This is a genomic window from Pseudomonas sp. B10(2017) (genome assembly GCF_002113295.1).
Lineage (GTDB): Bacteria > Pseudomonadota > Gammaproteobacteria > Pseudomonadales > Pseudomonadaceae > Aquipseudomonas > Aquipseudomonas pudica.
The window spans coordinates 59,620-76,506 of the sequence record NZ_NEJU01000013.1 but is presented as its reverse complement, the minus strand read 5'-3'; the positions used below and the strand labels follow the sequence as shown (position 1 = coordinate 76,506).

Annotated in this window: 20 protein-coding genes; 11 read left to right on the top strand and 9 right to left on the bottom strand. The window is 63.4% G+C overall.

Going from position 1 to position 16,887, the window contains the following annotated elements:
• Window positions 1–68: 68 nt before the first annotated feature.
• Genes ribBA through nrdR form a run of 4 tightly spaced genes read right to left on the bottom strand, consistent with a single transcriptional unit; the run spans window position 69 to window position 3,484 of the window.
• Entirely contained in the window at window positions 69–1,160 is a 1,092-nt protein-coding gene (gene ribBA, locus CAF92_RS16735; RefSeq protein ID WP_016484697.1) for a bifunctional 3,4-dihydroxy-2-butanone-4-phosphate synthase/GTP cyclohydrolase II, read from the bottom strand.
• An 18-nt stretch (window positions 1,161–1,178) separates the two neighbouring features.
• On the bottom strand, window positions 1,179–1,844 hold the full coding sequence (locus CAF92_RS16730; RefSeq protein WP_003255399.1) for a riboflavin synthase: 666 nt from the start codon (window positions 1,842–1,844) through the stop codon (window positions 1,179–1,181).
• Between the two features lie 42 nt (window positions 1,845–1,886).
• On the bottom strand, window positions 1,887–3,017 hold the full coding sequence (ribD, locus tag CAF92_RS16725) for a bifunctional diaminohydroxyphosphoribosylaminopyrimidine deaminase/5-amino-6-(5-phosphoribosylamino)uracil reductase RibD (protein ID WP_085601412.1): 1,131 nt from the start codon (window positions 3,015–3,017) through the stop codon (window positions 1,887–1,889).
• Window positions 3,018–3,019: 2 nt separating this feature from the next.
• Window positions 3,020–3,484 carry a transcriptional regulator NrdR gene (gene nrdR, locus CAF92_RS16720; protein WP_003255402.1) on the bottom strand — a complete coding sequence of 155 codons (465 nt, stop codon included), beginning with the start codon at window positions 3,482–3,484 and terminating at the stop codon, window positions 3,020–3,022.
• A gap of 106 nt (window positions 3,485–3,590) precedes the next feature.
• Between nrdR and CAF92_RS16715 the strand changes: the two genes are divergently transcribed.
• The 3 genes from CAF92_RS16715 to trxA are packed head-to-tail and all read left to right on the top strand — an operon-like array spanning window position 3,591 to window position 5,607.
• A complete protein-coding gene (locus tag CAF92_RS16715) occupies window positions 3,591–4,043 on the top strand; it encodes a YbaY family lipoprotein (protein WP_085601411.1) in 453 nt (150 codons plus the stop codon).
• On the top strand, window positions 4,044–4,703 hold the full coding sequence (locus tag CAF92_RS16710; RefSeq protein WP_085601410.1) for a methyltransferase: 660 nt from the start codon (window positions 4,044–4,046) through the stop codon (window positions 4,701–4,703).
• A gap of 31 nt (window positions 4,704–4,734) precedes the next feature.
• Entirely contained in the window at window positions 4,735–5,607 is an 873-nt protein-coding gene (gene trxA, locus CAF92_RS16705; protein WP_085601409.1) for a thioredoxin, read from the top strand.
• 145 nt (window positions 5,608–5,752) lie between these two features.
• On the opposite strand, the gene CAF92_RS16700 is transcribed toward trxA, so the two are convergent.
• Window positions 5,753–6,097 carry a hypothetical protein gene (locus CAF92_RS16700; protein ID WP_046615948.1) on the bottom strand — a complete coding sequence of 115 codons (345 nt, stop codon included), beginning with the start codon at window positions 6,095–6,097 and terminating at the stop codon, window positions 5,753–5,755.
• A gap of 130 nt (window positions 6,098–6,227) precedes the next feature.
• On the opposite strand from CAF92_RS16700, the gene CAF92_RS16695 reads away from it, so the two are divergent.
• The 5 genes from CAF92_RS16695 (at window position 6,228) to CAF92_RS16675 (ending at window position 10,232) form a co-directional block, all read left to right on the top strand.
• The gene (locus tag CAF92_RS16695; protein WP_085601408.1) at window positions 6,228–6,803 is read left to right on the top strand and encodes a DUF2796 domain-containing protein; all 576 of its coding nucleotides are present in this window, start codon (window positions 6,228–6,230) and stop codon (window positions 6,801–6,803) included.
• Window positions 6,804–7,514, top strand: coding sequence for an ABC transporter ATP-binding protein (locus CAF92_RS16690; RefSeq protein WP_046615946.1), 711 nt, complete (start codon window positions 6,804–6,806; stop codon window positions 7,512–7,514).
• The gene (locus CAF92_RS16685) at window positions 7,514–8,779 is read left to right on the top strand and encodes an ABC transporter permease (protein ID WP_085601407.1); all 1,266 of its coding nucleotides are present in this window, start codon (window positions 7,514–7,516) and stop codon (window positions 8,777–8,779) included. The genes CAF92_RS16690 and CAF92_RS16685 overlap by 1 nt, the downstream gene beginning before the upstream one ends.
• Before the next feature lie 165 nt (window positions 8,780–8,944).
• Window positions 8,945–9,439: a DUF3299 domain-containing protein gene (locus CAF92_RS16680; protein ID WP_075044449.1), complete on the top strand. Its 495-nt coding sequence runs from the start codon at window positions 8,945–8,947 to the stop codon at window positions 9,437–9,439.
• Between the two features lie 109 nt (window positions 9,440–9,548).
• A complete protein-coding gene (locus CAF92_RS16675) occupies window positions 9,549–10,232 on the top strand; it encodes an OmpW family protein (protein ID WP_046615944.1) in 684 nt (227 codons plus the stop codon).
• On the opposite strand, the gene CAF92_RS16670 is transcribed toward CAF92_RS16675, so the two are convergent.
• Complete coding sequence (locus CAF92_RS16670) at window positions 10,220–11,425, bottom strand: MFS transporter (RefSeq protein ID WP_085601406.1); 1,206 nt, start codon at window positions 11,423–11,425, stop codon at window positions 10,220–10,222. The two genes, CAF92_RS16675 and CAF92_RS16670, sit on opposite strands and share 13 nt — an antisense overlap.
• A gap of 102 nt (window positions 11,426–11,527) precedes the next feature.
• Between CAF92_RS16670 and CAF92_RS16665 the strand changes: the two genes are divergently transcribed.
• Window positions 11,528–11,971 carry a helix-turn-helix domain-containing protein gene (locus CAF92_RS16665; RefSeq protein ID WP_085601405.1) on the top strand — a complete coding sequence of 148 codons (444 nt, stop codon included), beginning with the start codon at window positions 11,528–11,530 and terminating at the stop codon, window positions 11,969–11,971.
• Window positions 11,972–12,083: 112 nt separating this feature from the next.
• On the opposite strand, the gene CAF92_RS16660 is transcribed toward CAF92_RS16665, so the two are convergent.
• Window positions 12,084–13,016 (bottom strand): NAD-dependent epimerase/dehydratase family protein, encoded by a 933-nt coding sequence (locus CAF92_RS16660; protein WP_046615941.1) that lies wholly within the window; start codon window positions 13,014–13,016, stop codon window positions 12,084–12,086.
• Window positions 13,009–13,893 (bottom strand): sugar nucleotide-binding protein, encoded by an 885-nt coding sequence (locus CAF92_RS16655; protein WP_046615940.1) that lies wholly within the window; start codon window positions 13,891–13,893, stop codon window positions 13,009–13,011. The genes CAF92_RS16660 and CAF92_RS16655 overlap by 8 nt, the downstream gene beginning before the upstream one ends.
• Window positions 13,894–14,157: 264 nt before the next feature.
• Here CAF92_RS16655 and CAF92_RS16650 point away from each other — a divergent pair, with 264 nt between their 5' ends.
• The gene (locus tag CAF92_RS16650; RefSeq protein WP_085601404.1) at window positions 14,158–15,198 is read left to right on the top strand and encodes a hypothetical protein; all 1,041 of its coding nucleotides are present in this window, start codon (window positions 14,158–14,160) and stop codon (window positions 15,196–15,198) included.
• Between the two features lie 17 nt (window positions 15,199–15,215).
• The gene (locus CAF92_RS16645) at window positions 15,216–16,010 is read left to right on the top strand and encodes a TSUP family transporter (protein WP_085601403.1); all 795 of its coding nucleotides are present in this window, start codon (window positions 15,216–15,218) and stop codon (window positions 16,008–16,010) included.
• An 8-nt stretch (window positions 16,011–16,018) separates the two neighbouring features.
• On the opposite strand, the gene CAF92_RS16640 is transcribed toward CAF92_RS16645, so the two are convergent.
• A complete protein-coding gene (locus CAF92_RS16640; RefSeq protein ID WP_085601402.1) occupies window positions 16,019–16,828 on the bottom strand; it encodes a helix-turn-helix transcriptional regulator in 810 nt (269 codons plus the stop codon).
• Between the last annotated feature and the right edge of the window lie 59 nt (window positions 16,829–16,887).

The window sequence follows — 16,887 nt, the reverse complement described above, 5'->3', positions numbered from 1 at the left end:
GAGGCCGCATGCTGGCGGCCTCGACAGGGGTATGGACTCGAGCTGGAGGGCGTCACTGCCGCCTCAAGTCACTCGGAGGGCACGTATTCTACAACTTCCAGATCGAATCCGGATATCGCGTTGAACTTCATCGGCGAACTCATCAGACGCATCTTGCGCACACCAAGGTCTCGCAGTATCTGCGAACCGGCACCCACGGTGCTGTAGGTGGTCGGTGCCTTGGCAGGTGCATCGCCGGCGCTTTCGCGGATGTGCGCAAGCAGCACGTCGCCGTCCAGCGGGTGACCCAGCAGCAATACCACGCCGCTGCCGGCCTCGGCCACGGCGGCCATGGCGGCGCGCAGGCTCCAGCGGCCCGGTTGCTTGACCAGCAGCAGGTCGCGCAGTGGGTCCATGTTATGCACGCGCACCAGGGTCGGCTCTTCGGCGCAGATCTTGCCCAGGGTCAGGGCCATGTGCACGTCGCCTTCCACCGCGTCGCGGTAGGTGACCAGGTTGAACTCGCCCAGCTCGCTCTCCACCGGTTGCTCGGAGACGCGCTGCACGGTGCGCTCGTGGATCATGCGGTAGTGGATCAGGTCGGCGATGGTGCCGATCTTCAGGCCGTGCTCGGCGGCGAACACTTCCAGCTCGGCGCGGCGCGACATGGTGCCGTCGTCGTTCATCACTTCGCAGATCACGCCGCTCGGCTCGAAACCGGCCATGCGCGCCAGGTCGCACGCGGCCTCGGTGTGGCCGGCACGGGCCAGGGTACCGCCTGGCTGGGCCATCAGCGGGAAGATGTGGCCAGGGCTGACAATGTCTTCGGCCTTGGCGTCCTTGGCAGCGGCCGCCTGCACGGTGCGTGCGCGGTCAGCGGCGGAGATGCCGGTGGTGACACCTTCGGCGGCTTCGATCGACACGGTGAACTTGGTGCCGAAGCCCGAGCCGTTGCGCGGCGCCATCAGCGGCAGCTTCAGCGTTTCGCAACGCTCCCGGGTCATCGGCATGCAGATCAGGCCACGGGCGTGCTTGGCCATGAAGTTGATGTGCTCGGGCAGGCAGCACTCGGCTGCCATGATGATGTCGCCTTCGTTTTCGCGGTCTTCGTCATCCATGAGGATGACCATTTTGCCCTGGCGGATGTCTTCGACCAGTTCTTCGATGCTGTTGAGCGCCACGCGGCACCCCCTTCTCAATCAGGATTTCAAGAAGCCGTTGGCGGCCAGGAAGCTTTCGGTAATGCCACTGCCCTTGCTCGGTTCGGCGGCCTTGTCACCCAGCAGCAGACGCTCCAGGTAACGGGCCAGCAGGTCGACCTCAAGGTTTACCCGACGCCCTGCACGGTAGTCGGCCATGATGGTTTCGGACAGGGTGTGCGGGACAATGGTCAGCTCGAACTCGGCGCCATTGACCTCGTTGACCGTCAGGCTGGTGCCATCGACGGTGATCGAACCCTTGTGGGCGATGTACTTGGCCAGTTCCTTCGGTGCACGCACGCGGAACTGGATGGCGCGGGCGTTATCGCTGCGCGAGATGATTTCGCCGACCCCGTCGACGTGGCCGCTGACCAGGTGCCCGCCCAGCCGGGTGGTGGGGGTCAGGGCTTTTTCCAGATTGACCTTGCTACCGCTCTTGAGGTCGATGAAGGCGGTGCGCTTGAGGGTTTCGACACTGACGTCGGCCCAGAAGCCGTCGCCCGGCAGTTCGACGGCGGTCAGGCACACGCCGTTGACGGCGATGCTGTCGCCGAGCTTGACGTCACCCAGGTCGAGCTTGCCGGTTTCGACGTAGACGCGCACGTCGCCACCCTTGGGGGTCAGGCTGCGGATGGTGCCGATGGATTCGATGATGCCGGTGAACATGGGGTCTTCCTCAAAAACGGTTTGCGCGGGGCAAGCCGGGCATTATACGCCGGGTACCGGCAGGGGGATGGCCGTGACCCGCCAGTCATCGCCCACTGCGCGCATTTCGGTAATTTTCAGCCGCGGCGCTTCGCTCATCCTCTCCAGTGGCCAGTCCAGCAGCGGGCGGGCCTGGGAACCGAGAAAAGTGCCGGCGACGAACAGCTGGTACTCGTCGATCAGGCCTTGCCGGGCGAAGGCGCCGACCAGGCCGGCACCGGCTTCCAGCAGGATTTCGTTGACGCTGCGGGCTGCCAGGGCCTGCAGCAACGACGGTAGGTCTACCTGGCCATTGTCACCCGGCAGGCTGAGCAGTTCGTGGCCGGCAGCGGCATAGCGCGGGTCATCTGCGACAGCGGTCACCACCAGTGCCGGGCCAGCCTGGAAGAACGGCGCATCCAGCGGCAGGCGCAGGCGGCCATCGACCAGCACGCGCAGCGGCGTGCGGCTGAGTGCCAGGGCGGTGGTTTCGGCATCCAGGCCCAGCTCTGCGCCGCGCACGGTCATCCGCGCGTTATCAGCCAACACGCTGGCGGCGCTGGTCAGCACCACGCTGGAACGGGCGCGCAGACGCTGCACCGCCGAGCGGGCGGCCGGCCCGGTGATCCACTGGCTTTCGCCACTGGCCATGGCGGTGCGGCCATCCAGGCTCATGGCCAGCTTGGCGCGAACGAATGGCAGGCCATGCTCCATGCGTTTGAGGAAACCGGGATTGAGTGCACGGGCCTCGGCCTCGAGTACGCCGCTGGCCACTTCGATACCAGCCTCAGCCAGGCGCCGCAGGCCCTGCCCCGCCACTTGCGGGTTGGGGTCCTGCATGGCGGCCACCACCCGTGCCACGCCGGCCTTGACCAGTGCTTCGGCGCACGGCGGCGTGCGGCCATGGTGGCTGCACGGCTCGAGGGTGACATAGGCACAGGCGCCACGAGCACGCTCACCGGCCTGGCGCAGGGCATGCACTTCGGCATGCGGCTCGCCGGCGCGCACATGCCAGCCTTCGCCGACCACCTCGCCATCGCGCACGATCACGCAGCCTACGCGCGGGTTCGGGTGGGTGGTGTACAGGCCCTTGCGCGCCAGCTCCAGCGCGCGGGCCATGTAGTGGGCGTCGAGGGTGGCAGCTTGGCTGGGCATGGTCACTCTTTAGCCGGCTCTCGAGCCAGGCGGTCGATTTCTTCGCGGAACTCGTCGAGGTCCTGGAAGCGGCGGTAAACCGAGGCAAAGCGGATATAGGCCACTTCGTCGAGCTTGCGCAGTTCGGCCATGACCATTTCACCCACCACCAGTGATTTGACTTCACGCTCGCCGGTGGCCCGCAGGCGGCTCTTGATATGCGCCAACGCAGCTTCCAGGCGCTCGACGCTGACCGGGCGCTTTTCCAGTGCCCGCTGCATGCCGGCGCGAAGTTTTTCTTCGTCGAAGGGTTGGCGCGTGCCATCCTGCTTGATCAGCCGGGGCAGCACCAGCTCGGCGGTTTCGAAGGTGGTGAAGCGCTCGCCGCAGGCGACGCATTCGCGGCGACGGCGCACCTGCTCGCCTTCGGCGACGAGGCGAGAGTCGATGACCTTGGTGTCGTTGGCACCGCAAAAGGGACAGTGCATGGTGGCAGGCAACAAAAAAAGGGAGGGCCATGGTAGCGCATCCCACTGGCAAGACAAGCCAAAGGGGTTAACATCCATGGCAAATCTGCCCGTGAAGGACTACCCCATGCATTACCGAGCGCTCGTCGTGCTGTGCTGCGCCGCCCTGCTCGCCGCCTGCGGCAGCGACAGGCCGAAGCCCGACACCCCTCCGGCGCCCACGCCAGCCCGCACGGCCAAGCCGGCCGCAGTACTTGGCCCGCTGCCGGCCTACCAGCGCGAGCTGAGCGGCACCTTGCTGGAAATCCCCGCCGGAGCCGATGTGGAGCTGGCCTTGCTGGTCATCGACGAACGCGACCGCCCACAACGCCTGCTGGCCAGCAGCAACCTGACCGGCACAGGCCAGGCCCTGCCCTACCAATTGCGCTTCAACCCAGAGGCTTTCCCCGCCGGTGCTCGGGTCGAGCTGCGCGGTCGCGCCAGCCGCTCTGGCCAGCTGATCATGCACCTGCCGCCGGTGCGCATTACCCAGGCCCAGACCCAGGCCACCGGCCCGCTGCGTTTCGAGAAGGCGCCATAAGTGGCGCCAGTCTCCCTGCAACAAGCACTCAGCGGCCTGATCGGCGAAGCGCGTCTTGTCATCAGCGAGCTGCCCGGCTGCGACCTCAAGCTGTGGCTGATCGACGACCAGAACATGGACCGCGCCTTCAGCAGCGAAGAGACCCGGCGCATTCTTGAAGAGCCTCCCTACTGGAGCTTCTGTTGGGCCAGCGGACTGGCCATGGCCCGTTACCTGGCCGAGCACCCGGAATGGGTAGCCGGCAAGCGCGTGCTGGACTTTGGCGCCGGCTCCGGTATCGCCGGCATTGCCGCCGCCCGCGCCGGTGCGCTGGAAGTGGTGGCCTGCGACCTCGACCCGCTGGCACTTGATGCCTGCCGCGCGAATGCCGCGCTGAATGGGGTTGAACTGGGTTACAGCAGCGATTTCTTCGCCGAGGACGATCGCTTCGACCTTATCCTGGTTGCCGACGTGCTGTACGACCGCGCCAACCTGCCGCTGCTGGATGCCTTCCTCGGCCGCGGGCGTCAAGCGCTGGTGGCCGACTCGCGGGTACGCGACTTCAGCCACCCGCTGTACCAACAGTTGGGCGTGCTGGAAGCGCTGACCCTGCCGGACCTGGCCGAGCCGCACGAATTCCGCCGGGTCAGCCTGTACCATGCCAGCCGCGACACCTTATAGTGGTGTCATTCACGAGTTTGCGAGAGTCGCGATGACCCAAGACACGCCTTACATTTTCGACGCTACCGATGCCACCTTCCAGCAGTTGGTTATCGAGAACTCATTCCACAAACCGGTGCTGGTGGACTTCTGGGCCGAGTGGTGCGCGCCGTGCAAGGCACTGATGCCGCTGCTGGCGAAGATCGCCGAGGGTTACCAGGGCGAGCTGCTGCTGGCCAAGATCAACTGTGACGTGGAGCAACAGGTGGTTGCCCAGTTCGGCATCCGCAGCCTGCCGACCGTGGTGCTGTTCAAGGACGGCCAGCCGGTGGACGGTTTTGCCGGTGCACAGCCGGAATCGGCGATCCGTGCCATGCTCGAGCCACACGTGCAACTGCCCGCTGCACCCAGCGCATCGCCGCTGGAGCAGGCCAAGGGGCTGTTTGCCGAAAGCCGTTTTGCCGAGGCCGAAGCACTGTTGCAAGCACTGCTGGGTGAGGATAACAGCAATGCCGAGGCGCTGATCCTGTATGCCCGTTGCCTGGCCGAGCGCGGGGAGCTGGGTGAATCCCAGGTGGTGCTTGATGCGGTCAAGACTGACGAGCACAAGGCTGCGCTGGCCGGCGCCAGGGCCCAGCTGACCTTCCTGCGCCAGGCCGCCAGCCTGCCGGAAGTGGCCGACCTGAAAAGCCGCCTGGCGCAGAACCCGCAGGATGACGAGGCGGCCTATCAGCTGAGCATTCAGCAGCTGGCGCGCCAGCAGTATGAAGCGGCGCTGGAAGGGTTGCTGAAGCTGTTCCAGCGTAACCGTGGCTATGAGAACGGGCTGCCGCAGAAAGCGTTGCTGCAAGTGTTCGAGCTGCTGGGCGGTGATCACCCGCTGGTCGGCGTGTATCGTCGCAAGTTGTCGGCGGCGATGTTCTGAGAATGCCGGGGCCGCTTTGCGGCCCATTCACAGCACAAGGCTGCTCCCACAGAGATCACGTGGCCGCCACGTGTTGCGCGGTCCCTGTAGGAGCAGCCTTGTGCTGCGAACGAGCTGCAAAACAGCCCCAAAATCCTGAGGGCCTTCACCCAACCCAGTGATACACCGGCGCGTCCACGCCACTTTCCACTTTCACCTCGCTGCAATGCCGCAAGCGCACCAGCAGCCGCTTGCCCGCCGCCGTACTCCCCGCCAGCCCTTCCAGTCGATCCAGCAACTCCGGCCCGCTCATCTGCCCTGCCAGACGCAACACCTCACGTGCTGCAATCCATTGCCCGTCATCCTGACGAGTTGTCGCAACGGTTTCCGTTGCTGCATTCTGCGCCACCGCAGGCAATTCAATCTGCCGCCCCAATTGCGCCCACTCTTCCGGCGCCAGCTCGATGGTCAGATCCACAGGCCAGTCACCAATCTGTCCACGAATTCTCATGCTGCATTCTCTGAACCAAAGTCAATGCCACCATCCTACCCCAACATGAAACCTGCGCCACGCAGGCTGGCAGCATGCGGAAAAGTTGTTATAACATAACCCAATCTTCCCGCCCGCTCCGGAGTCGTCCATGCGTCGCCTGTTGCTCGCCCTGCCCTTCGCCCTGCTGCCCCTGGCCGTGGCCCATGCCCACGATGATGACCATGATCACGACCACGCCCATGGCACCCTCGGCGCCCACGAGCATGGCGTGGCCAGGCTCAACGCCGTGCTCGATGGCAACACGCTTGAGCTGGAGCTGGACAGCCCGGCAATGAACCTGGTCGGCTTCGAACACGCCGCCAACAGCGACGCCGACAAGGCCAAGGTCGCGGCGGTGCGCCAGCAACTGGAGCAACCGTTGAAGCTGTTCGGCCTGCCTGCTGCCGCTGGCTGCAAGGAAGACCAGCAGGAACTGGAAAGCCCGCTGTTCGGTGATGCCCCGAAAGCCGACGATGGTGACGAGCACGAGCACGAGCACCAGCACAGCGACATCGGCGCCCATTACCAGCTGACCTGCGCCAACCCCGACAAATTGACACAGGTGGACCTCGCTCCGCTGTTCAAGGCCTTCCCGGCCACCCAGAAGATCAACGTTCAACTGATTGGCCCCAATGGCCAGAAAGGCGTGGAAACCACGCCGGCCAAGGCCGCGGTCGCGTTCTGAATGCGCCAGCCGTTGATCGAACTGCATGATTTGGTGTTTGCCTGGCCTGGCCAGCCGGCGCTGCTGGATATTCCGGCATTCCGCCTGGAGGCTGGCGAAGCCCTGTTTCTCAAGGGCCCCAGCGGCAGTGGCAAGACCACATTGCTGGGCCTGCTGGGCGGGGTGAACGTGCCGGGCCAGGGCCGCATCCAGTTGCTGGGCCAGGACCTCGGCCGCCTGGGCCAAGGCGCCCGAGACCGCTTCCGGGTCGACCACACCGGTTACATCTTCCAGCAATTCAACCTGCTACCGTTCCTCTCGGTGCGCGAAAACGTCGAGCTGCCTTGCCGCTTCTCGCGCAGCCGCAAGGCCCGCGCCGAGCAGCGCCATGGCAGTGTCGACCAGGCAGCCATCACGCTGCTGGCCCACCTGGGCCTGGACGACCCCGCCCTGCTCGCCCGCCGCGCCGACAGCCTGTCGATCGGCCAGCAGCAACGGGTTGCCGCCGCCCGCGCACTGATCGGCCAACCCGAACTGGTGATCGCCGACGAACCGACCTCGGCGCTGGATGCCGACACCCGCGAAGCGTTCATCCACCTGCTGTTCGGTGAATGCCGCGCCGCCGGTGCCAGCCTGCTGTTCGTCAGCCACGACCAGAGCCTGGCACCGCTGTTCGACCGCCATCTGTCGCTGGCCGAACTCAACCGTGCCGCCAAGCCCCGGGAGGCCTGATGTACCTGCTCCGCCTTGCCCTGGCCAGCCTGGCCAACCGCCGCTTCACCGCATTCCTCACCGCCTTTGCCATTGCCCTGTCGGTGTGCCTGCTGCTGGCCGTTGAACGTGTCCGTACCGAGGCCCGAGCCAGCTTCGCCAGCACCATCAGCGGTACCGACCTGATCGTCGGCGCCCGCTCCGGCTCGGTAAACCTGCTGCTGTACTCGGTGTTCCGCATCGGCAACGCCACCAACAACATCCGTTGGGACAGCTATGAGCATTACGCGAAGGACCCGCGGGTGAAATGGGCCATTCCCATCTCGCTGGGCGACTCGCACCGCGGTTATCGGGTGATGGGTACTACAGGCGACTACTTCAACCATTACCAGTACGGCCGCCGCCAGCACCTGGAATTGAACCAGGGCCGCGCGTTTGCCGATGATCCGTTCGAGGTGGTGCTGGGTGCCGAAGTGGCCGAGGCGTTGCACTACAAGCTAGGCGACAAGCTGGTGCTGGCACATGGAGTCGCCGCGATCAGCCTGGTCAAGCATGACGACAAGCCATTTACCGTGGTCGGTGTGCTCAAGCGCACCGGCACACCGGTCGACCGCACACTGCATATCAGCCTGGGCGGCATGGAGGCCATCCACATCGACTGGCACAACGGTGTACCGGCCCGTGGCGCCGGGCGCATCAGCGCCGAGCAGGCACGGACCATGGATCTGCAGCCTGCCGCAATCACTGCGTTCATGCTCGGCCTGAACAGCAAGATCGCGACATTCAGCCTTCAGCGGGAGATCAATGAATACCGCAGCGAGCCATTGCTGGCGATCCTGCCCGGGGTAGCCCTGCAGGAACTGTGGAGCCTGATGGGCACTGCGGAGCAGGCGTTGTTCGTGGTGTCGCTGTTCGTGGTGCTGACCGGCCTGATCGGCATGCTTACGGCGATTCTCACCAGCCTCAATGAACGCCGCAGGGAGATGGCGATATTGCGCTCGGTTGGCGCCAGGCCGTGGCATATCGCAGGGCTGCTGGTGCTGGAGGCACTGTCGCTGGCGGCGGTCGGGATCGCAGCCGGGCTTGGCTTGCTGTATGCGGGAATCGCCCTGGCACAGGGGTATGTGCAAGCCAACTATGGTTTGTACTTGCCGCTGGCCATGCCGAGTGTTCATGAATGGACGTTGCTGGCTATCATCCTGGGAGCTGCGCTGCTGATGGGCAGCGTGCCGGCGTGGCGGGCCTATCGCCAGTCGTTGGCCGATGGCCTGTCCATTCACCTCTGAGTGCGTGCAATGATCCAGTACCTCACGGCCTTCTTCGCGGGTGAACCCGCTCCCACGAGGACTACCACAAGCTTCAAAGCCTGCGCAGGACCTGTGGGAGCGGGTTCTGTGGGAGCGGGTTCACCCGCGAAGAGGTCAGTACAGGCAATACGGCTACTCCTGGTCATGCTGCTTTCGCTGGCATCGCCCACCTGGGCCTCGGAACCACGCGAACTGGACTGGCCCGCTCTCATCCCCGAAGGCGCCCCGGTCATCCCGCCCCAACTTGCGCCGCTGCACGACATGTCGCAGCTCAGCAACGCCCTGTCCGCCGAGTCCGCACCACCGGCGCGCCAGCAGGCACCCGACGCCCCGGTGGTAAAAAGCCTCGACGGCCAGCAGATCAAGCTGCCCGGCTACATCGTGCCGCTGGAAGTGAGCGAAGAAGGGCGCACCACGGAGTTTCTGCTGGTCCCCTATTACGGCGCGTGCATCCACGTGCCACCACCACCCTCGAACCAGATCGTGCACATTTTCAGTGAAATGGGCGTGCGCGTAGAAGACCTCTACCAACCTTACTGGATAGAGGGAAAGCTGCAGGTTAGAGCCTCCAGCAGCGAACTGGCCGATGCCGGTTACCAGATGGAAGCCGAGAAAATCTATGCTTATGAGCTGAGATGAGAACTGTTTCGAATTCGTGACGACGCTTCTTTGAGCTGGGTCAAACTTTCTGTTTAACGGCATCCGTACCATTGGACTACTCGATTACTCACGTCCTCTGGGAGCTTCCATGAACAAGTCCTTGCTCAGCGCCGCCCTCGCGGCCCTGGCGCTCGCTGCCCCTGTCGCCCACGCCCACCAGGCAGGCGATATCATCGTCCGCGCAGGTGCCATTACCACCGCTCCCAACGAAAGCAGCGGCGACCTGAAATTCGACGGCAACAAAGTCTCGGGCACCAAGGCGACTCTGGACAGCGACACCCAACTGGGCCTGACCTTCGCCTATATGCTCACCGACCATATCGGCCTGGAGCTGCTGGCAGCCACCCCGTTCAAGCACACCGTCGGCGTCAAAGGTCTGGGCGGCGGCCTGGACGGCAAGCTGGCCGACATCAAGCAATTGCCACCGACCCTGTCGTTGCAGTACTACCCGATGGAACCGACTTCCAAGTTCCAGCCGTATGCCGGCGTCGGCATCAACTACACCCTGTTCTTCGATGAAGACCTCAGTAGTGCACGCAAACAGCAGGGCTTCAGCAACCTGAAGCTGCAAGACTCGGTCGGCATCGCCGGCCAGCTGGGCATGGACTACATGATCACCGACAACTTGCTGGTCAACGCATCGGTCTGGTACGTCGACATCGACACCAAGGCCAGCGTCAACGGCCCGAGCGCACTGGGCTACAGCAAGACCAAGGTCGATGTCGATGTCGACCCGTGGGTGTACATGGTCGGCCTTGGCTACAAGTTCTGACCTGAACACTGCAGGGCGGCTTCGGCCGCCCTTGCGCGCTGCAGCCCTAGCCAATACCCCAGCGCCACCGCGCTGATGCCCATCCCAAGCCCACACACCGCTGCCCAACCCCAATGGGCATACACCCAGCTCGCCAGCACTGCCCCCACTCCACTGCCAAGCGAATAGCTGCACATGTAGGCGCCGATCAACCGGCTGGCCATTGCGCCACGCCCGGCCAGCAGCAGGCTCTGGTTGGTGACATGCACTGCCTGCACGGCAAAGTCCAACATCAGCACACCCACCCCGAAGGCCATCAGTGAATGCCCGACGAAGGCCGTGGGCAGCCATGACAGCACCAGCAGAACCAGCGCTACCCCGGTGGTGCGCTCCGCTAGCCCCTGGTCGGCCAGGCGACCGGCGCGCGCTGCCGCCAACGTGCCGGCAACACCCGCCAGGCCGAACAGACCGATCTCGGTATGGCTCAGCGCCAGTGGCTCGGCACTCAGGGGCATGACCATGGCACTCCAGAGCACGCTGAACGCAGCGAAGATCAACACGCCGAACAACCCGCGCTGACGCAGCAGCCGGTCGTGCCGGTACAGCCTGAACTGAGCAACGATCAGCGCCCGATAACCAGACCGCAGCGACCCCGGTTGCCCCGTGGGCAGGTTGCGCCACAGCACCAGGGCCAGCAGCATCAGCAGCCCCGCGGCAACCAGGTACACACTGCGCCAGCCAGCCAGGTCGGCAAGCCCGCCCGAGACCAGCCGCGCCAGCAGAATGCCCAGCACCACGCCGCTGGTGACGGTGCCCACGGCCTGCCCTTGCTGGCCGGGGGCGGCAAGGCTCGCGGCATGCGCCACCATCACCTGCACCATGACCGCCATCAACCCGGTGATGACAAGGGCCAACAGCATTAGCGCCCAGTTGGGCGCCATGCCTACACCAATCAGCGCCAGGGCCGAGAACAGCAGCTGCCCGAGTAACAGCCGCTTACGGTCGATCAGGTCCCCCAGCGGCACGATCAGCAACAACCCCAGGACATAGCCCGCCTGGGTCGCGCCAACTACCCAACCAATCCGCTGCTGCGCCACGCCCAGGTCAGCGGCCATCGACTCCAGCAGGGGCTGGGCGAAATACACTGTCGCCACGGCCATGGCGCTGGTGATGGCCAGCAGCAGGGTTATCCAGCGTGTCAGTGCAGGGTTCATCGGGCCGGCCTCGTCAATCTGGTTTCGAATTGAAACCACATGCTGGCTATTTAGCAAATGTGGTTTTAATCTGCAACCAGATGAACGCGAAAGGCCCCATCCATGCTCGATGAAAACAATACGCAATGCCCCGTCGCCCGTGCCCTGGAGGTGCTGGGAGACCGTTGGGCGCTGATGATCCTGCGCGACGCCTTCGATGGCCTGCGGCGCTTCAGTGAGTTTCAGAAAAACCTGGGGCTGGCGAAGAACATCCTCGCCTCACGTTTGAAGTGGCTGGTGGAAAGCGGGCTGCTGACGCTGCAGCCGGCTTCGGATGGCAGTGCCTACAAGGAGTATGTGCTGACCGAAAAAGGACGATCGGTGTTCCCGGTGGTGGTTGGCTTGAGGCAGTGGGGGGAGCGGTTTCTGTTCGAGGCGGGCGAGCTGCGTTCGGAGTTGGTGGATGGCGATACGGGGCAGGCGCTGGAAACACTGCAGGTGCGGGCCCGGGATGGGCGGGTGCTGGCGGTAGGGGATTGCCTGCGAAAAGTGGTGCGGCATCGATGATGGGGGTTGCTGCGCAGCCTATCGCCAGCAAGCCAACTGCCACAGGATCGCGTACTCGCCCTTTTGGGAGCTGGCTTGCCGGCGATAGGGGCGCAAAGCGCCCCCAAGAATTTCAGCCCTTGCCCAAAAGCCGCGCCAGCCCCTCGACCATTGGCGTCGCCTGCGGAAACTCGAACCGCGCCAACAAGCGCTGGTTATCCGCCCGCGAATGGCGAATGTCACCCGAACGTGCCGCCACATAACTGACCGCCGGCAAGCTACCCACCACCTTCTCAAGCGCTGCCAGCAACTGGTTGAGCGACGTTGCCTGGTTGAGGCCGATATTCACCGCCCCCTCCTCGACCTGCGGCTGCTCCAGCGCCTGCACCATCACTTGCACCAGATCGCCCACGTAGAGGAAGTCCCGGGTCTGCTCACCGTCACCGAACACCGTAATCGGCAAACCCTTCACAGCGCGCTCGGAGAAGATGCTGATCACCCCGGAATACGGCGATGATGGGTCCTGGCGCGGCCCGAATATATTGAAGAAGCGGAACACCACCGGCTCCAGGCCATGCTGGCGACGGTAGAAGTCCAGGTACTGCTCACTGGCCAGCTTGTCCACTGCATACGGGGTCAGCGGCGCCTTGGGGGTGTCTTCGGCAATCGACTCGCCTTCACCATTGTTGCCGTACACCGCCGCACTGGAGGCGAACAGCACCCGGCGCAACCCATGCACGCGCATGGCTTCGCACACGTTGAGAGTGCCGATGAAATTGCTCTGGTGGGTCCGCACCGGGTCCTCCACCGAGGCCTGCACCGAGGCCACCGCTGCCAGGTGCACCACGGCACTGCAGCCAGCCGCAACCTGCGTGACCAGCCCGGCATCGGCAACATCGCCTTCAACCAGTTCCAGGCGTGGGTGGTCGACCTGCAGGTTGCCCCGCTGGCCAGTGGAAAAATCGTCGAGAATGCGTACGGCGTAGCCTTTGTCCAATAACGCATCGCACAGGTGGGAGCCAATGAAGCCGGCACCGCCGGTGATCAGGATGGGGGCGTCAGCCATGGCGGTAGAACCGGTCCAGTAGAGGCGGCAGGCCGGCACGCCAGGCGCGCGGCTTGATGCCGAAGGTATGAAGGATTTTCTTGCAGGCCAGTACTGCGTGCTGCGGCTCTTCGCTGGCATCCGGCCGAGCGGCATGGGCCTGCGGCGTCGGTGCCTGCACGGCCAACTGGCGGTACTGGCCTGCTTCGGTAAGGATCGCCTGGCCCAGCGCCAGCGGCGTGGTCGCCTCGTTGCCGGCGTAATGGTAAGTGCCCCACAGCGGCGCACTGCAATCAAGTTGCTTGAGCACCGAGAGGATCACTCGGGCGGCGTCGTCGACCGGCGTCGGGTTGCCACGCCGGTCATCCGCCAGCAGCAGCTCCTGGGGTTGCTCGGCACGGGTCAGGAAGCGACCCAGCGCCCCGTCGATGCTTTCGTCGAGCAGCCAACCAAAGCGCAACAGCACGTGCTGCGGGCAAGCCGCGCGCACGCTCTGCTCGATGCGCCACAGGGCCTGGCCACGAAGGCCCAGCGGCATCGGCTCGTCCTTTTCGCTGTAGGCCGTGGCCCGCGAGCCATCGAACACGCGGTAGCTGGAAGGCTGCACCAAGGTGATCTGGTGGTGCTGGCACAGCTCTGCCAGGCGCTCCACAGCCCGTTCCTGCTGGGCAAGGCGCTGCTCACTGACCGACTCGGCCTGGAACCAGTCGAAGTAATAGGCCAGGTTGACCAAGGCATCGGGACGATGATCGTCGAGCAACTGAGTGAGGCTGGCCGGCGTCCAGCCGTTCTCGGGCGGGCGCGGCGCCAGGAATGCGATGTCCTCCTCGGCCCCAAGACGAATCAGCGCTTGCCCGAGGGCATTGCCACCACCCAACAGCATTAGGCGCATACGCATAGAGTCAGCAGATCCGGAGAGGTTGATTGAAGGAAAGGGGTCATTTTGCGGTTTCCGGGCGGGGAAGTCCAACACCGGCCCCTTTCGATGCCACAGGCGGTAGTGATTCCAAAGTTCCACATTTCAACACCACCACAGGCAGAAATCTCCTACGACATACCAGGAACGAGCTGACTTTCATGCAGCAGCACAACCGCATTGAATAGTTGACTCCCCCACTTGCCAGCCGGGGAGCTTCACAAAAACAAGTACAGGGAACGTTCAATGCCTCATTCGGAAGTTGCATACCTGGATTTCAGCCCGGAGCAAAGCAAGGCCATAACCTTTGCAAGCCAGACCATTGCTGACTTGGGTGGCCCGGAGGCCAAAGGTGTAGCACTTCAGGCTCGTATATTCGCCGATCAACTCGAGCGAGCCTTGAGTGAGGAACAGCGCGCGCTGTTACAACGCTTCAGTGAAGGCCAGCTATCTGCCTTGATGTACAGGCAGATGCCTTGTGCCAACGAGCCAATACCAGAGTACCTGCCAGATATTTCCGCCCTGGCGCAAAACCCTCGATGCCAATACCTTGCCTCCCGCAATCAACTGCTGCTGGAGCTCGTGCGCTACCGCAATTTCGCCTTCGATATAGACAACGATGGTAAACAGGTTCGCCTGGTCGGCAACTTCAAGGGCGGTGGCCGCGTCCCGCGGCTTGACGAAGACCCCTGCCTGGAAGTTGAAACCAGCTCGCATGCGGGCTTGCGCTTGGGGCCGCATACTGAAGCGCCCTACAACTGCTCGACAATTTCCACCAATGCCAACTCCCCTGCTCCCTCTGCACTTATTCTGACTGCGCGCTGGAACCCCGCCAATGAACCTACGTATGTCTTCCCGCTCCGGGAAATCATCGAACGCTTGGGTAGCCTGGACACACTTGCGCTGTCTTCAACGTCTTTCGACTTCACCCGCAGTGACTGCTTCGCTCCCGGACAGGGCAATGCAGGCAAAGCAGTTTCAATTCTGCAATTCGAGCCCAATGGTGGTTTCTCTGTTCGTTACAACAGCTATCGCTTCAGCCTGAATGAACGCGCCTGCAGCGCAGCGGCGCGCGCCTTCGACTCCTTTCAGAAAGCACTGGATAACGCACGACCACTGGCGTTTGTCCTGCAGCCTGACAGCGCTCTGTTGATCAACAACAGCCGGGCCTTGCACGGCCGCGACATGGTCCAGGACAACCGGCGGCTGCTCATCCGTCAATTCGGATACTCCCCCTTCGCGGTACCGTTGGTGCTCGCTGAAGACCCACTACTGGTGCGTGGCTGATCCCAGGAAAACACCCAATGATCGAATTCGACGTAACGCTTGTTCTGACGCTCGCACTGGTGGCACTGATGGCCGGCTTTTTCGATGCTATCGCCGGTGGTGGGGGCCTGATCACGCTCCCGGTGTTGTTCATTGCCGGTATCGAACCCTTGGCGGCAATTGCCACCAACAAGTTCCAGGCGGCTTCGGCTACGGTTTCGGCTACGTGCGCCTTCGCCCGCAAAGGCATGATCGACTGGCGGCGGGGCAGCCCAATGGCTGTCATGTCGTTTATCGGAGGGGCGTTGGGTGCCTTGTCGATAACTTACGTGCCCAAAAGCATTCTGCAGGCGTGCGTCCCACCACTGCTGATTCTGATAGCCGCCTACTTTGCCTTCAGCCCAAAGCCGAATGAACAAGCGCGCAAGGCAAAGATATCGACCAGCCTGTTCTGCGTGACGGTTGCACCGATCATTGGCTTTTATGACGGTATCTTCGGCCCTGGTGTCGGCTCGTTCTTCATGCTGGCCTGCGTGATCCTCCTGGGCCAGCACTTGATACAAGCTGTGTGTACCAGCAAGCTTTTGAACGCAGCCTGTAACCTGGGCGCATTGTCAGTCTTTTCAATCAGCGGGGCGATCATCTGGCCACTGGCCCTGGCAATGGCGTTCGCGGCTTTTGCGGGGGCTCAATTGGGCGCACGCTGCGCAGTGCACTTTGGCCCACGGCTGATCAAGCCATTGCTGGTCAGTGTTTGCTGCATCATGGCGATCAAGTTGCTGCTCGACCCAGGCAACCCGATTGGCGAGTGGTTACATCAACTTTTTCTCTGAAAAATACATCACTCGATCTCGAACAGGCTGTTACGCAACGGGCCCACGCTCAGCCGCTCACGCACATCGTCATCTATGCGTGGATCATCCGGCCGGTACAGTTTTACCTGCCGGTAGGCATTGATGCGATTGATCTCCTCACCCAGGTATTCCCACACCACCCGGGTGCAGGCCGGGTTGCGCCGGTCGCCGCTGGAGACGCCGGCCTTCAAGCCGTTCAGGCGGGTGATGCGGCTTTTGAAGCTGGGGATGAGGATGGTCTGGCTCATTTCGTTGAAGGTGAGCGACTCGTAGTCGATCAGGAACACCCGGTCCTGCAACTGGAACGCCGCGCCCAGGTAGCGGCAACGCACCTCGGCATGCTGGTCGGTGGCGCTGGAGCGCTCCTGGCGTTCCTGGCGCTCGAACAGGAAGCGGCCCCGCTCTTCCCACAAGTGCACCAGCGATACCAGGATCGTGCCCGGCACCGACATGCAGTTGGAATACTCGAAGTAGTAACCGCAATAGCGCGACAGGTTGCCGGCGTGTTCATGCAATGGGCGGAACAATTCACTGATAGGGTCGCCGGGCTGCTCGGCCAGCGGCGATACACGGGCGCCAATCAGGCGGGCGAACTGGTCGGCCGGCAGGCTCAGTTCGTAGTCCTCGACCCCGAAGAAATCGCCGATGCGCTTGAGGTTGTAAGCCGTCGGACGGCTCTGCCCGCTCAGGTACTTGTTGAACTGCGCGCGATTGATCGACAGCTGGCGGCAAACTTCGGAGATAGAGCGGTAGTGGCTGCAGGCCAATTTCAGATTGGTAGCGAAATGATCGCTCATGGCAGGGAACTCAGGTGACGCGAATGATGCCAGTGTAGCATCAAGTCGCATCAAATCAG

Excerpts from the sequence above, each read along its gene's own strand:
- CAF92_RS16730 (WP_003255399.1), bottom strand. The coding sequence starts at position 1,844 with ATGTTCACCGGCATCATCGAATCCATCGGCACCATCCGCAGCCTGACC.
- CAF92_RS16700 (WP_046615948.1), bottom strand. The coding sequence starts at position 6,097 with ATGAGAATTCGTGGACAGATTGGTGACTGGCCTGTGGATCTGACCATC.
- CAF92_RS16655 (WP_046615940.1), bottom strand. The coding sequence starts at position 13,893 with ATGCGTATGCGCCTAATGCTGTTGGGTGGTGGCAATGCCCTCGGGCAA.
- CAF92_RS16650 (WP_085601404.1), top strand. The coding sequence starts at position 14,158 with ATGCCTCATTCGGAAGTTGCATACCTGGATTTCAGCCCGGAGCAAAGC.
- CAF92_RS16685 (WP_085601407.1), top strand. The coding sequence starts at position 7,514 with ATGTACCTGCTCCGCCTTGCCCTGGCCAGCCTGGCCAACCGCCGCTTC.
- nrdR (WP_003255402.1), bottom strand. The coding sequence starts at position 3,484 with ATGCACTGTCCCTTTTGCGGTGCCAACGACACCAAGGTCATCGACTCT.
- CAF92_RS16665 (WP_085601405.1), top strand. The coding sequence starts at position 11,528 with ATGCTCGATGAAAACAATACGCAATGCCCCGTCGCCCGTGCCCTGGAG.
- CAF92_RS16640 (WP_085601402.1), bottom strand. The coding sequence starts at position 16,828 with ATGAGCGATCATTTCGCTACCAATCTGAAATTGGCCTGCAGCCACTAC.
- CAF92_RS16670 (WP_085601406.1), bottom strand. The coding sequence starts at position 11,425 with ATGAACCCTGCACTGACACGCTGGATAACCCTGCTGCTGGCCATCACC.
- ribD (WP_085601412.1), bottom strand. The coding sequence starts at position 3,017 with ATGCCCAGCCAAGCTGCCACCCTCGACGCCCACTACATGGCCCGCGCG.
- CAF92_RS16715 (WP_085601411.1), top strand. The coding sequence starts at position 3,591 with ATGCATTACCGAGCGCTCGTCGTGCTGTGCTGCGCCGCCCTGCTCGCC.
- CAF92_RS16695 (WP_085601408.1), top strand. The coding sequence starts at position 6,228 with ATGCGTCGCCTGTTGCTCGCCCTGCCCTTCGCCCTGCTGCCCCTGGCC.
- CAF92_RS16660 (WP_046615941.1), bottom strand. The coding sequence starts at position 13,016 with ATGGCTGACGCCCCCATCCTGATCACCGGCGGTGCCGGCTTCATTGGC.
- CAF92_RS16690 (WP_046615946.1), top strand. The coding sequence starts at position 6,804 with ATGCGCCAGCCGTTGATCGAACTGCATGATTTGGTGTTTGCCTGGCCT.
- CAF92_RS16645 (WP_085601403.1), top strand. The coding sequence starts at position 15,216 with ATGATCGAATTCGACGTAACGCTTGTTCTGACGCTCGCACTGGTGGCA.
- trxA (WP_085601409.1), top strand. The coding sequence starts at position 4,735 with ATGACCCAAGACACGCCTTACATTTTCGACGCTACCGATGCCACCTTC.
- CAF92_RS16675 (WP_046615944.1), top strand. The coding sequence starts at position 9,549 with ATGAACAAGTCCTTGCTCAGCGCCGCCCTCGCGGCCCTGGCGCTCGCT.
- CAF92_RS16680 (WP_075044449.1), top strand. The coding sequence starts at position 8,945 with ATGCTGCTTTCGCTGGCATCGCCCACCTGGGCCTCGGAACCACGCGAA.